The following is a 14,182-nucleotide window of genomic DNA, read 5'->3' on the forward strand; positions in this document are numbered from 1 at the left end:
ATGTGCAAACGAAATAAAAATAAGTATTTTAGAAAATAATAAAAGATATATAATTAAGTAGAAGGAAAAATTTTGAATATATAAATCATTTATTGTATATACAAGTTAATACTCATAAGAGGAGGTAAAAATGAAAAATAATAAAACAATAAATCTAGGTAAAGGAATTAATTTAACTTTAATACCAGAAGAAAAATTCAAAACTAATTTAGTAAGTATTTATATCCAAAGATTATTAAATAGAGATGAAGTAACTATGAATGCACTACTTCCTTCTATAATAAAAAGTGGGAGTGAAAAATATCCAAGCGCTAGAGAAATGTCCAAGCATCAGGATGATTTATATGGAGTTTCTATAGGCGCTGATAGTAGTAAAAGAGGAGAAACTCAAGTAATTACTTTTAAAATTATTAGTACAGATGAAAAATACTTAGACGAAAAAATATTTAAACCTGTTGTGGAATTTTTAGACGAAGTAGTAAATCATCCATTAGTTATAGATGGGGGATTTAAAGAAGAATATGTAAAAATAGAAAAAGAAAACCTTAAAAATAGAATAGAGTCAGTTATAAATGATAAAGGTAGATATGCTATTGAGCGTGCACGTGAAGAAATGTTTAAAGATGAAAAATATGGAATTAGTGATTTGGGTTACTTAGAAGACATAGATAAAATAACTTCAAAAGGGCTTTATGAACATTATATGGAAATTATGAGGACTTCACCAATTGATATAGTAGTAGAAGGAAATTTTGATGAAGAAGAAATAGTAAAGATTATATCTAGCGGATTTAACTTCCATAGAGAGAACATAGTAGAAATACCTAGAGCAGATTTCAAAAAAAATGTGGATGAAGTTAAGATAATAAAAGAAAAGATGGATATAACACAAGGAAAGCTTGTTATGGGATTTAGATGCAATATTGACTATAAAGACGAATATAAATACTATTCTTTATTTGTAGGTTCTAATGTTCTTGGTGGAGGACCTCATTCAAAGTTATTCGTAAATGTTAGAGAAAAAGAAAGTTTATGCTATTATATATACTCTTCACTAGAAAAATATAAAACATCCATGTTTATAGCTTCTGGAATAGAAGATGTAAATTACGATAAAACAATTAAGCTAATAAAAGAACAATTAGGATGCTTAAAAGAAGGCCAAATTTCTAAGGAAGAATTATTAAATAGTAAAAGTGCTTTAGTAAGTTCATTAAAAACAATAAAAGACTCTATAGGAGGAGCATCAGATTTTTACTTCTCTCAAACAATGGGCCAAACAAACTCAACTGTGGAAAAAATTATAGAAATTATAGAAAAGGTTACAGTGAAAGATATAGTTGATGCATTTAAAAATATTCAGTTAGATACTATATACTTCTTAAGTAATAACATGGAGGCATAAAAATGGAAAAAATAGTTAATGAATTATTAAAAGAAGAATTATGTTATGAAAAATTAGAAAATGGTTTAGATGTTTATTTTATGCCTAAAAAAGGGTTTACTAAAAAATATGCTGTTCTTGCAACTAATTATGGTTCAAATGATTTAGAATTTATTCCTATAAATGAAAAAAATAAAATGATTGTAAATGCTGGAATTGCCCATTTCTTAGAGCATAAAATGTTTGAGCAACCAGATGGAGGAAATGCATTTGATAAGTTTTCAAAATATGGAGCAAATGCCAACGCGTTTACTAATTTTACTATGACAGCTTATTTATTCTCAGCTACAGAATATTTTTATGAATGTTTAGAGCACTTAATAGATTATGTCCAAACACCTTATTTTACAGATGAAAATGTGGAAAAAGAAAAGGGAATAATTGAACAAGAAATAAAAATGTACAATGATGATCCAGAGTGGAACGTATTTTTTAATGCATTAAAAGCTATGTATGTAGATCATCCAACTAGAATAGATATTGCAGGTACTGTGGACAGTATATATAAGATAACTAAAGAAGAATTATATAAATGCTATAATACATTCTACAATCCAGGAAATATGATTTTATTTGTTGTAGGCGATTTGGATAAAGAAGAAGTATTTGAACATGTAAAAAAAGCTAATCATAAAGATATACAAAAACTTCAAGAAGAGATTGTGAGATTTTATCCACAAGAACCTAAGGAAGTTAAGAAAAAAGAGATTGTTGCCAAATTTCCTATATCTATGCCAATGTTTTCAATTTGCTTTAAAGATGACAAAGTAGGAATGAAAGGTGAAGAATTACTAAGATATGAGGTAATGACAGATATCATTACAGATATGTTATTCAAAAAAGGTAGTATTATATATGAAGATTTATACATGCAAGGCCTTATAACGCCAAACTTTGGTGCGGGGTTCTCTTCACAAGTAGATTATGCATATACATCTATAGGAGGAGAATCAAAAGATCCTCATAAAGTAAAAGAAGTTATAATGTCTTATATTGAAAAATTTAAATTAGAAGGTTTAGACAAAGAAGGCTTTGAAAGAACAAAGAAAAAAAATATAGGTAACTTTATTAAATATTTTGACTCAGTTACTTTTATTGCTAATAATTTTATAACTTACAAATTTAAAGGTATAAACTTACTTGATTATGTTGAAGTAATGAAGGAAGTCACATTTGAAGAGGTAAGTGAAAGACTAAATAATCATTTTAAAGAAGAAAATTGTGTTATATCTATTGCAGAGCCTAGATAATGCTTATATAAAAATAAAAATGCAATAAAATAAAGGATAGTTAGTTGATTTTGATTAAAGAAATAATTTTAGTTAAAATTAAGGATAATTATCCTTTTTTCATTGTAAAATATTTATTAATTAATTATAATTAAGGCATTCTGTTTTTTTATTATTAAGAAACTGATATAATAAAAAATGAAAAGGATAATTGTTTAGGGTAGAAGGAGGCTATGTTTTATGATTGATATACATTGCCACATTTTGCCTGAAGTAGATGATGGTTCTAGAAGCTTAAATGAGTCTATAGAAATGGCTTTAATAGCTAGAGAACAAGGTATAAAAAAAATTGTTAATACATCACATTATCATCCAGATTTCAGGTACAAAAAAGGCGAAGAACTATTAAAAGAGCTAAAAGATTTTAATAATGTTTTAAGAGAAAATATGATAGATATTGAAGTGTTAATTGGGAATGAAATTTACTATACTAATGATTTAATAAAACAAATTGATGAATTAGATTTTTATACTTTAAATAATAGTAGATACATACTTATCGAACTTCCTCCTACAAATTTTCCAAATGACTTATGCAATATAGTATATGAATTAAAAGAAAAAAACTACATACCAGTTTTTGCACATGTGGAAAGATATAGAGAAGTTCAAGAAAATCCTGAGTTAATATATGAGGTTATTGAAGCTGGAGCTATAATACAAATAAACTCTCATAGTATTTTAGGCAAAAGTGGAAAAGAATTACAAAGGACTTGTAATACACTAATAAGCCGAAATATGGTTCATATTGTAGGAACAGATGCTCATCGTAGCAAAAGAAGAACACCAATATTTTTAGATGCATACAAATACGTGTGTGAAAAATATTCAAAAGAAATGGCAGATAATTTATTTATTAAAAATAATAATGCAATAATAAATAATGAAGATTTATATTTGTCAAAACCTTATAAAGAAGAAGTAAAGAAAAAAGGATTTTTTAAAAGACTATTTAAATTATAAGAGGTGAAATAATGGATAGAGTGGCATTCACAATATTTGGTTTAGATGTAATGTGGTATGGGGTATTAATGGCAATAGCTATGATAATATGTGTATTTATAGCGCTAAAGGAAGGAAAAAGAGTAAACATAAGTGAAGATGATTTGCTAAACTTAGCCATAATAGCAATACCTTGTGGTTTAATTGGTGCTAGACTTTATTATGTTGCTTTTAATTGGTCTTGGTATTCTAATAACTTATCTGAAATATTAAATTTCAGAGGTGGAGGGATGGCCATACATGGAGCTTTAATTGGTGGTATATTAGCTGGATTCATATATACTAAAATTAAAAAAATTAATTTCTTTAAGATGGCTGATACTGTAATGATTGGTATACCTTTAGGGCAAGCTATAGGAAGATGGGGGAACTTTATAAATGGAGAAGCACATGGAGAACCAACGTCTTTACCTTGGGGAATAATTGTTGATGGCATTAGAGTTCATCCTACGTTTTTATATGAATCTATCTGGGATTTAGGTATATTCATATTTTTGTGGTGCTTTAGAAAGAAGAAAAAATATGAGGGTCAATTAGCTATATTCTATTTAATTTTATATTCATTAGGAAGATTTTTTATAGAAGGACTTAGAACAGATTCACTTATGATTGGTCCGCTTAGAATGGCTCAAGTAATAAGTTTAGGAACGATTATAGTTTGTGTTATTTTACATAAAATATTATCAAAGAAGAAAAAATAGAGGCTAACTAGTAACTCTTAAGGAGAAGAAAAAATGGAATTTAATCATGTATCAGTACTACTAGATGAATGTATTGAAAATTTAGACATAAAAGAAGATGGAGTTTATGTGGACTGTACCATGGGTGGAGCAGGTCATTCAAAAGAAATAGTAAAGAGATTATCTGATAAAGGTTTATTTATTGGGTTTGATCAAGATAAAAATGCCATAGCAACGGCAAAAGAAAGACTATCTGAGTATTCAGATAGAGTGAAGTTTGTACACAGTAATTTTGAAAATATTAAATCAGAATTAGAAAAAATAGGTGTTTATAAAATAGATGGAGTACTTGCTGACTTAGGCGTATCTTCTCATCAACTTGATGAGGCTGATAGAGGTTTTTCTTATATGCATGATGCACCACTAGATATGAGAATGGACGTTAGAAAAGATTTTTCTGCTTATGATGTGGTAAACACTTATAGTGAAGAACAATTAGCTAAGATAATCAGAGATTATGGCGAGGATAATTGGGCCAAGAGAATTGCTAAATTTATAGTGGAAGAAAGAGAAGCAAATGGCCCAATAGAAAAAACAGGTGAGCTTGTTGATGTTATCAAAAAAGCAATACCTAAAAAAGCTAGAATAGATGGACCACATCCAGCAAAGAGAACTTTCCAAGCTATAAGAATTGAAGTAAATAACGAACTTGGTGTAATAAACAAAATGATTGAAGATGCTGTTTCTATAATGAATAAAGGAGGAAGGGTTTGTATAATTACCTTCCATTCATTAGAAGATAGGATAGTAAAAAATGAATTTAAAGATTTAGCTTTAAGTTGTGTCTGTCCACCAGAGCTTCCAATTTGTCAATGTGATAAAAAGTCAGAAGTTAAGATTATAACAAGAAAACCAATAATTCCTAGTGATGAAGAAATTGAAAGAAATCCAAGGTCGAGAAGTGCAAAACTTAGAGTAGCCCAAAAAAAATAATTTTCTTGTTGCATATGAATAAAAACATATATACAATTAACTTATTAAATTAATAATAAAAAATCTTATCAAGAGCGATGGAGGGAATAGGCCCGAAGAAGTCCAGCAACCTATATTAGATAGGTGCTAAATCCTACTTATGGAAACATAAGAAAGATAAGAGAGAAATCTTAGATTATTAAGGTTCTTTTATCTTCAAGATAAAAGAACCTTTTTTATTTGATAAGATACAATTTGTAAGGTTTTTTATATATTGTTTAATATTATTTATATTAAATAACAAGGGGGATATAAACAATGAGTGAAAGAAAGTTAGGTTTTTCCACACTACAAATTCATGGAGGACAACAAGTGGATTCTACAACAGGAGCTAGAGCAGTTCCAATTTATCAAACAACTTCTTATTGCTTTCAAAGTGTGGAACATGGAGCAGATTTATTTGCACTAAAAACAAAAGGACATATTTATTCAAGGATATCAAATCCAACTGTGGCAGTATTTGAGGAGAGAATGGCTTTACTTGAGGGGGGAGTAGGCGCTGTAGCCTTTGCTTCTGGAATGGGAGCTATTAATGCTGCTATATTAAATATACTTCAAGCTGGTGATGAAATAGTTGCTGCACCAACAATATATGGTGGAACATTTAATTTATTAGCGAATATGCTACCTAAATTAGGTATTAAAACTCGTTTTGTAAATCCTGATGATCCAGAAAGTTTTAAAGGTGCAATAAATGATAAAACAAGATTAGTTTATGCAGAAACTATAGGCAACCCAGGTATAAATATTATTGATATAGAAAAAATTGCACAAATATCTCATGAGGCCAAAATTCCATTTATGTTAGATAATACTTTTGGAACACCTTACTTAATAAACGTATTTGATTATGGAGTTGATATTGTTGTTCATTCAGCTACAAAATTTATTGGGGGACATGGGACGACTTTAGGTGGAGTAGTTGTTGATAGTGGGAATTTTGATTGGATAAAAAGTGGGAAATTCCCATGTTTAACAGAACCAGATTTATCTTATAATGCTAAAGATTGTGGAAAAGTAGCTTATACTACAAAGCTTCTGGCTCAATATTTAAGAGATACAGGAGCTTGTCTAAGTGCACAAAGTGCATTCCAATTATTATTGGGGCTGGAAACTTTATCCTTAAGAGTTGAAAAACATGTGGAAAATACTAAGAAAATCACAGAATTTTTAAATGATCATCCTCAAGTAGCATGGGTAAACTATCCAGGTTTAAAAGAAAATAAATATTATGATTTAGGTCAAAAGTATTTACCAAAAGGGCCAGGATCTATATTTACTTTTGGAATAAAAGGAGGACTAGATGCAGGCATTAAGTTTATAGAATCTCTTCAAATTTTTTCTCATCTTGCTAATGTAGCAGATGCCAAATCACTTGTAATTCATCCAGCTAGTACAACTCATGCTCAATTAAATGAAGAAGAACAAAAACTTGCGGGAGTTACGCCAGATATGATAAGAGTTTCTGTAGGAATTGAAGATATAGATGACTTAATTTGGGATTTAAATCAAGCTTTAGAAAAAGCATCAAAATAGAAAAATAAAAAAGAAAGATGACCAACATCATCTTTCTTTTTTATAATGTAAAATCATTATTTTCAACTTCTGAATATAAATTAAATATCTGTTATAATTATTGATGAATGTCATAAGGGGGGACTTACATGGAAATTACTCAAAAAACACGGGAATATTTATTCTCAGATAAAAATTTATATAAACTTATTTTTCCCTTGATAATAGAGCAATTTTTACTAGTAACTGTAGGGTTAGTAGATTCAATAATGATAGCCAGTATAGGGGAAGCTGCAGTATCGGCAGTATCTTTAGTGGATAGTATAAATATCCTTATAATAAATATATTTACAGCTCTTGCTACAGGAGGTGCAGTTGTAGCAGGCCAATATTTAGGACAGAAAAATGAAGACAATGCATGCAAGAGTGCTGATCAACTCATTCTTTTTCTTTTTTTAAGCTCTATAACTACAATGGTAATCGGGTATTTATGCAAGTATTTTATTCTTAATATAGTATTTGGAAATATAGAACAAGATGTTATGAACTACTCTAATACTTATTTGACTATAGTATTTATGTCAATTCCTTTCATAGCAATATACAATGGTGGGGCAGCTTTATTTCGAACTATGGGAAATTCAAAAATCACAATGAAAATATCAATTATGATGAATTTGATAAACTTAATAGGGAACTATTTTCTAATTTATGTTTTTAAAATGGGAATTGCGGGTGCAGCCATACCTACAGTGTTTTCTAGGGCTGTATCAGCTGTAGTAATTTTTATATTAATAAAAAATGATAATTTGCAAATTCATTTATCAAAAAAAATGTGTATGAAATTTGATAGAATATTAATTAGAAAAATACTTCATATTGGTATTCCAAATGGTTTGGAAAATGGAATGTTTCAACTTGGAAAAATTATTGTATTAAATTTAATTGCAACTTTTGGAACAGCAGCTATTGCAGCAAATGCTGTGGCAAATGCTGTTGGACTTTTTCAGATAATACCTGGTATGGCAATTAGCCAAGCTACTCTTTCTGTAACATCTCAATGTATAGGTGCAGGAGATTACAATCAAACAAAACATTATACAAAAAAATTAGTTAAGATAAGCACTTTATGCATATCCTTAGCTGTAATGCTTACATTTATAAGCATGCCATTAATTCTAAATGCATATAATTTATCTGATTATACAGCAACAATTTCAAAAGATATTATTTTATATCATGGAATAATATCAATTATAATATGGACAATTTCTTTTGTTCTTCCAAATACTCTTCGTGCAGCAAATGATGTTAAATTCTGTATGACAGTATCTATTTTATCCATGTGGATTTTTAGAATTGGCTTTAGTTATGTATTGGGAAGATATATGAATATGGGAGTTTTTGGTGTATGGGTAGCCATGAGTATAGATTGGATATTTAGAGTGGTGTGCTTTATTACTAGATATAAGGGAAACAAGTGGAAATTACATGAAATATAAAAAGCTCATTATATAATGAGCTTTTTTAGATAATAGAAATTCATAATTAATCACTTTCATTATAAAAGATATACCGAATTAAATGGAATTTCTTTATTATTTATTTTTAGCATTATTGTATCGAAAAATATATTCTTATCTCTTGATGAAGTTGAACCTTTTTCTTTTATAACATACAGTTTTCTTGTTTCTTCTGAAGAGGAAGTAGTATTACAATTTATTATAAGCATTTTATCTTCAAGGTGTAATCCTACATCAATATATTCATTTTCGACACCTTTAAAAAATATATAACTATTATTTTTTGTTGTTATCTGATAAACGCCCTCCTCTAAATTACTGCCATATATTACATCTAATATTTCTTTATTATTCAATGAATTTATATCTACAGAAGGCAAAGAAATAGGGATGTCTTCATTTGAATTTTTATTACAACCATAAAAAATAATAGCAGTTGATATTAGTATTATCAATAATAATATCTTTTTCATATATTCCTCCCTTTATTAAAGCATAAAAAAATTTATTTATATATTTCTTATCTTATAATTCTTTAACCTGTTCTTAGAATTTTTATATGAAAACTAAGAACTTAATTCTTCTCAGGCTTTAATTAATTTAAGTATAGATTAATTTATTAAAAATATAAAGGAAATGAACATATTTAATTCTATTTAATACTTCAAAAAAATAAAAGAAAGTATAAATTTTTTGAAAAAATGTTCTACATATAAAAATTCATAATATTTTATGTATGAATTTTTGTATAAGTCATTAAAGGAAGGCAGACACAAAAAAACTAAATATGTATATACAACACAAGGCGGAGGTGATTTTTTGAATAAAAAGGAAAGAGTAAAGAACATAAATGAATATAAAAAGAGAAAAAAGAATAGATATAGAAAGAGAAAAATAAAAAGAGTAGCTAAGCCTATTTTGTTTGCATTTCCTGTAGTGTCAATAATCATCATAAACTTATGTGGTAATGCTATTGTATCGAATTACAAGTATGAAATTAATACATTGAAAAAACAATTAAGAAAAGAAGAGATAGCTTTAGATGGATTAAAAATGGATAAATTAGAGAATTCTAGCATTACTAATATAGAAGAAAATGCAAAAGAAAAGTTAAAAATGGATTACCCTAATGAAAGTCAAATGAGATATATTGACTTAAAGGATTAGAAAGGGAGGTTGTTAATGAAAATAAAAATAAACAGCAGAAAAAGATTAGTTATAGTAATGGTGTTGGCTTGTTCTCTATTTTTAGCATTGGTATTTAGAATAGGATATTTACAACTAATTAAAGGAGAGTGGCTTAGTACAAAGGCATCAGAACAGCAAACAAGGGAGATACCTATAGAGGCTAAAAGGGGAACCATATATGATACAAATATGAAAGAATTGGCAGTAAGTGTTACAAAATATACAGTGTGGTGTAAGCCGGTTGAAGTAAAAGATGCAAAAAAAACCTCTGAAGAATTGGCAAAAATATTGGATGAAAAATATGATGATGTATACAAAAAAGTTAGCAAGAAAAACATGGCTCTAGTCAAAGTAAAAAGATGGATAGATGATGATATAGCAGATAAAATTACTAAAGCAGGATTATCGGGGATATGGGTTGCTGAAGACAATCAAAGATACTATCCATATGGAAACTTTGCATCTTACGTTCTTGGTCATACCTCTTCAGATTCATCAGGTGTAGCAGGAATAGAATTAAAGTATGATAATGTGCTTAAAGGAACAGCAGGAAAGCTAATCGTAAGCACTGATGCAGCGGGAAAAGAAATACCTCAAGGTTCTGAACAATATTATGAGCCAACAACAGGAAATGGATTAGTGCTAACTGTGGATGAAGTAATACAACATTATTGTGAAAAAGCGGCTCAAAAGGCTTATGAAGAAAACAACGCAAGTAAAGTAACTATAATTGCTATGGATCCTAAAACAGGAGAGTTAAAAGCAATGGTAAAAAAACCAGATTATGATCCGAACACTCCTACAAAAGCAATTTACCCTGCATATGAAGAGCTACTAGAACAATGTAAAAATGATAATGAAAAAATAAAAGCATATTCAACTATGTGGAGAAATACAGCTATAAGTGATACATATGAACCAGGCTCAACATTTAAACTTATAACTTCTTCTGCAGGACTAGAAGAAGGTGTCGTTAAGCAAGATGATAAATTTACTTGTAGCGGAAATGTCATGGTTGAAGGACAAAAAATAAAATGTTGGAGATCTTATAGGCCTCATGGCTCAGAAACCTTTAAACAAGGTGTTCAAAACTCTTGTAACCCAGTTTTTGTTGAAGTGGGTAGAAGACTTGGCGTTTCAAAAATGTATAATTACATAGACGCATTTGGTTTAAATAAAAAAACAGGAATAGACTTACCGGGTGAAGCAGGAAGTATAATGTACAATGAAAAGGATGTTGGGCCTGTTGAACTGGCAACTATATCATTTGGTCAGTCTATATCTTTAACACCTATACAACTTATTACAGCAGTATGTTCTATAGTAAATGATGGAAATAGAATGGAACCAAGATTAGTAAAGGCATATACAGATAATAAAGGAAATATAACGAAGAAAGTAGATCCAGTACAAGTAAAACAAGTTATTTCAAAAGAAACATCTGAACAAATGAGAGAAATAATGGAATCTGTTGTAACAGAAGGTGGTGGTAAAATAGCGTATTTACCAGGATATAGATTAGGTGGAAAAACTGGAACTGCACAAAAGGTTATAGATGGGTCTTACGCTCAAGGGCATTATGTATGTTCTTTTATTGGAATGGCACCAGCTGACGATCCGCAAATTGTAGTACTTGCTATAGTTGACGAACCTACAAATGTTATGCAATTTGGATCAACAACAGCAGGACCAATTATAAAAGAAGTAATGGGCAATACACTAAAATATCTTGGTGTAGAGCCAAAGTATACTGAAGAAGAAAAAAACGAAAATATAAAAAATAAAGTGAAAGTGCCTGATGTTAGAGGTCTAAGTATAGAAGATGCTACAAAAGCCTTAGAAGAGTCTAAATTAGAAGCTAATATTGATAATGATATAGATATAAAGGAAGGAACTATTATTAAAGATATGTTCCCAAAACCTGGAGTTAGTGTAAATGAAGGCTCTTTGATATCCATTTATTTTGATAATTAATATTACAGAAACTTATAAATATCTTCAAAAAAAAGTTAATATGGTATATAATTATTAAGATAAATATATAAAAGGCAATGTATGTAATGCATTGCCTTTTATAAAGATAAGTATTAAATTAAAAATGAATAAGGAGGTTAAAATGGAATATTTAACTATAAAAGAGTTAATACTTGCTAGTGAAGGACAGCTAGTTTCTAAGTGTAGCGAAGAAATTTTAGTAAATGATATAGTAATAGACAGTAGAAAAGCAAGTAAAGAAAATGCTTTTGTTGCTATAGTTGGAGAAAACTTAGATGGGCATGATTTCATTAATTTAGCTATAAATCAAGGCTGTAAAACTATTATAAAAAATAAAGATAACAACGTTGACATAGAGAATAAAGAAATTAATGTAATAGAAGTAAACAACACGGAAGTAGCTTTTGGTGATATTGCTAGACTTTATAAGAAAAAATTTGAAATACCGTTCATAGCCGTTACGGGTAGTGTGGGAAAAACAACTACTAGAGATATGGTATATTCTACTATTAGTGCAAAATATAACTCACTAAAAAATGTAGGAAACTTAAACAACCAATTTGGAGTGCCTTTAACTTTATTTAATTTAAATAAAGAACATGAATGTGCAGTAATAGAAATGGGAATGAGTGGGTTTAATGAAATTGAATACCTGGTAAATATCGTTAATCCGCAAATAGGTATAATTTCTAATATTGGATATTCTCATGTGGAACATCTAGGAAGTAGAGATGGTATTTTTAAAGCAAAAATGGAAATAACAACAAACTTTGATAAGGATTCTTTATTAATAGTTAATGGAGATGATGATTGTTTAAAAACTTTAAAGGATAAACATTTATTTTATAAACTAAAAACTTTTGGATTTGAAAAAGATAACGATATATACTGTGAATCTTTTGAAATGGATGAAGACAACATAAATTTCGTAGCAGTTATTGATGGGAAAAGAGAAGAGTTTTTCATTCCAACAGTTGGAAAACATAATATATATAATGCTATGGCAGCAATATTAGTAGGAATTAATCTGAATATGACATTAGAGGAAATAAAAGATGGTTTAAAAAATTTCCAATGCACAAAAAATAGGTTAGACATAATAAAAAGTAATAATTTAACTATAATTGACTCAGTTTATAATGCAAGCATAGATTCTATGACGGCTGCATTAAATATTCTTGGAAGATATAAAAGCAGAAGAGTAGCAATACTTGGAGATATGTTTGAAATGGGTGAATTTGCAGAATTTGGGCATAGACAAGTAGGAAAAGCAGCTTTAAACAATGTGGATATATTAATATCAATAGGAAAGGATTCAGAGTTTATAGTAAAAGAATTAAAAGAAAATAATATGAACCCTGACAATCTTTATCATTTTGAAACAAAAGAAGAAGCAATTAAAAAGCTAGATGATATCATAAAAGAAAATGACACTATTTTAGTTAAGGCATCAAGAGGAATGCATCTAGAAAAGGTTGTTGAACATCTTAATAAATAGACAAAATAATTAGCGAACTAGGGAGAGGAGTTTTATATTATGTTAGGAATAACACAGCTTACGTATACAGCGATAATCGCATTTTTAATAGTAGTTATATTAGGACCAATATTTATACCAATGTTAGCAAAATTTAAATTTGGTCAAACGGTTAGGGATGATGGACCACAAACTCATTTACTAAAAAATGGAACACCAACTATGGGTGGAGTAATAATGATAATAGCTATTCTTATTACTGGACTAACAAGAGCAAAAATAGATAGGGACTTATTAGTAGGACTAATATGTATAACAGGATTTGGATTTGTAGGATTCTTAGACGATTTTATTAAAATTAAAATGAAAAGATCTTTAGGACTAAAAGCATATCAAAAAATTGTATTACAATTTGCTCTTGCATTATTTGTTGCTTATTATCAATACAGTGCATCACCAAGTGCAACTCAAATAATGGTTCCATTTACTGATTATGTAATAAACTTAGGACCTTTGTATGTACCAATAATGATGTTTATTATAATAGGAACAGTAAATGCTGTAAACTTAACTGATGGTTTAGATGGTCTAGCATCAGGAGTGACTTTAATAGTATCAGCATTCTTTATGATGTTGGCAACAACAATAGGTAACAGTGATGTTGCAATACTTGCAGCAGCTACTGGGGGAGCTTGTTTAGGGTTCTTAGGATTCAATTCATATCCTGCTAAAGTATTTATGGGGGATACTGGTTCTATGGCCTTAGGAGGAGCGGTAGTAGCTTTTGCAGTATTAACAAACTCAGTACTTTTAATACCAATAGTAGGAGGTATTTATTTTGCAGAGGCTATATCAGTAATATTACAAGTTGTATCATTTAAATTAACTGGTAAAAGAATATTTAAAATGGCGCCAATACATCACCATTTTGAACAATGTGGATGGCCAGAAACTAGAGTTGTATTTATATTTTGGATAACTACAGTAGTATTAGCATGGATAGGAATAATTGCAGTATTCTAATCACTAGGGGGGAA

12 protein-coding genes and 1 riboswitch are annotated in these 14,182 nt (G+C 29.0%); of the genes, 11 read left to right on the forward strand and 1 reads right to left on the reverse strand.

Annotated features, from left to right (window positions below; all coding sequences use genetic code 11):
* Window positions 1-130: 130 nt before the first annotated feature.
* The 7 genes from yfmF (at window position 131) to K0040_RS09290 (ending at window position 8,464) form a co-directional block, all read left to right on the forward strand.
* Window positions 131-1,405 (forward strand): EF-P 5-aminopentanol modification-associated protein YfmF, encoded by a 1,275-nt coding sequence (gene yfmF / locus K0040_RS09260; RefSeq protein ID WP_228108617.1) that lies wholly within the window; start codon window positions 131-133, stop codon window positions 1,403-1,405.
* A gap of 2 nt (window positions 1,406-1,407) precedes the next feature.
* Window positions 1,408-2,694: an EF-P 5-aminopentanol modification-associated protein YfmH gene (gene yfmH, locus K0040_RS09265; RefSeq protein ID WP_228108618.1), complete on the forward strand. Its 1,287-nt coding sequence runs from the start codon at window positions 1,408-1,410 to the stop codon at window positions 2,692-2,694.
* A 219-nt stretch (window positions 2,695-2,913) separates the two neighbouring features.
* Window positions 2,914-3,696: a tyrosine-protein phosphatase gene (locus K0040_RS09270; RefSeq protein ID WP_228108619.1), complete on the forward strand. Its 783-nt coding sequence runs from the start codon at window positions 2,914-2,916 to the stop codon at window positions 3,694-3,696.
* A gap of 11 nt (window positions 3,697-3,707) precedes the next feature.
* Window positions 3,708-4,436, forward strand: a complete 729-nt coding sequence (lgt, locus tag K0040_RS09275) for a prolipoprotein diacylglyceryl transferase (protein WP_228108620.1) — start codon at window positions 3,708-3,710, stop codon at window positions 4,434-4,436.
* 33 nt (window positions 4,437-4,469) lie between these two features.
* Entirely contained in the window at window positions 4,470-5,408 is a 939-nt protein-coding gene (rsmH, locus tag K0040_RS09280; protein ID WP_206924096.1) for a 16S rRNA (cytosine(1402)-N(4))-methyltransferase RsmH, read from the forward strand.
* Between the two features lie 62 nt (window positions 5,409-5,470).
* Window positions 5,471-5,571: riboswitch (SAM riboswitch) on the forward strand.
* A gap of 134 nt (window positions 5,572-5,705) precedes the next feature.
* Window positions 5,706-6,983: an O-acetylhomoserine aminocarboxypropyltransferase/cysteine synthase family protein gene (locus tag K0040_RS09285; RefSeq protein WP_228108621.1), complete on the forward strand. Its 1,278-nt coding sequence runs from the start codon at window positions 5,706-5,708 to the stop codon at window positions 6,981-6,983.
* A gap of 128 nt (window positions 6,984-7,111) precedes the next feature.
* On the forward strand, window positions 7,112-8,464 hold the full coding sequence (locus tag K0040_RS09290) for an MATE family efflux transporter (RefSeq protein WP_228108622.1): 1,353 nt from the start codon (window positions 7,112-7,114) through the stop codon (window positions 8,462-8,464).
* Between the two features lie 59 nt (window positions 8,465-8,523).
* On the opposite strand, the gene K0040_RS09295 is transcribed toward K0040_RS09290, so the two are convergent.
* Window positions 8,524-8,958, reverse strand: a complete 435-nt coding sequence (locus K0040_RS09295) for a hypothetical protein (RefSeq protein ID WP_228108623.1) — start codon at window positions 8,956-8,958, stop codon at window positions 8,524-8,526.
* Between the two features lie 346 nt (window positions 8,959-9,304).
* Here K0040_RS09295 and K0040_RS09300 point away from each other — a divergent pair, with 346 nt between their 5' ends.
* From K0040_RS09300 to mraY, 4 genes are all read left to right on the forward strand, one after another.
* Window positions 9,305-9,652, forward strand: coding sequence for a hypothetical protein (locus K0040_RS09300; protein ID WP_148556226.1), 348 nt, complete (start codon window positions 9,305-9,307; stop codon window positions 9,650-9,652).
* A gap of 15 nt (window positions 9,653-9,667) precedes the next feature.
* Window positions 9,668-11,647: a stage V sporulation protein D gene (locus tag K0040_RS09305; RefSeq protein WP_228108624.1), complete on the forward strand. Its 1,980-nt coding sequence runs from the start codon at window positions 9,668-9,670 to the stop codon at window positions 11,645-11,647.
* A gap of 142 nt (window positions 11,648-11,789) precedes the next feature.
* On the forward strand, window positions 11,790-13,166 hold the full coding sequence (locus K0040_RS09310) for a UDP-N-acetylmuramoyl-tripeptide--D-alanyl-D-alanine ligase (protein ID WP_228108625.1): 1,377 nt from the start codon (window positions 11,790-11,792) through the stop codon (window positions 13,164-13,166).
* A gap of 36 nt (window positions 13,167-13,202) precedes the next feature.
* Window positions 13,203-14,168 carry a phospho-N-acetylmuramoyl-pentapeptide-transferase gene (mraY, locus tag K0040_RS09315; protein ID WP_026255033.1) on the forward strand — a complete coding sequence of 322 codons (966 nt, stop codon included), beginning with the start codon at window positions 13,203-13,205 and terminating at the stop codon, window positions 14,166-14,168.
* Window positions 14,169-14,182: the final 14 nt, after the last annotated feature.

This window comes from Terrisporobacter petrolearius (assembly GCF_020748185.1).
In the GTDB taxonomy this organism is placed as follows: domain Bacteria; phylum Bacillota; class Clostridia; order Peptostreptococcales; family Peptostreptococcaceae; genus Terrisporobacter; species Terrisporobacter petrolearius.

Excerpts from the sequence above, each read along its gene's own strand:
- K0040_RS09285 (WP_228108621.1), top strand. The coding sequence starts at position 5,706 with ATGAGTGAAAGAAAGTTAGGTTTTTCCACACTACAAATTCATGGAGGA.
- yfmH (WP_228108618.1), top strand. The coding sequence starts at position 1,408 with ATGGAAAAAATAGTTAATGAATTATTAAAAGAAGAATTATGTTATGAA.
- K0040_RS09290 (WP_228108622.1), top strand. The coding sequence starts at position 7,112 with ATGGAAATTACTCAAAAAACACGGGAATATTTATTCTCAGATAAAAAT.
- lgt (WP_228108620.1), top strand. The coding sequence starts at position 3,708 with ATGGATAGAGTGGCATTCACAATATTTGGTTTAGATGTAATGTGGTAT.
- K0040_RS09305 (WP_228108624.1), top strand. The coding sequence starts at position 9,668 with ATGAAAATAAAAATAAACAGCAGAAAAAGATTAGTTATAGTAATGGTG.
- K0040_RS09270 (WP_228108619.1), top strand. The coding sequence starts at position 2,914 with ATGATTGATATACATTGCCACATTTTGCCTGAAGTAGATGATGGTTCT.
- yfmF (WP_228108617.1), top strand. The coding sequence starts at position 131 with ATGAAAAATAATAAAACAATAAATCTAGGTAAAGGAATTAATTTAACT.
- K0040_RS09295 (WP_228108623.1), bottom strand. The coding sequence starts at position 8,958 with ATGAAAAAGATATTATTATTGATAATACTAATATCAACTGCTATTATT.
- K0040_RS09310 (WP_228108625.1), top strand. The coding sequence starts at position 11,790 with ATGGAATATTTAACTATAAAAGAGTTAATACTTGCTAGTGAAGGACAG.
- rsmH (WP_206924096.1), top strand. The coding sequence starts at position 4,470 with ATGGAATTTAATCATGTATCAGTACTACTAGATGAATGTATTGAAAAT.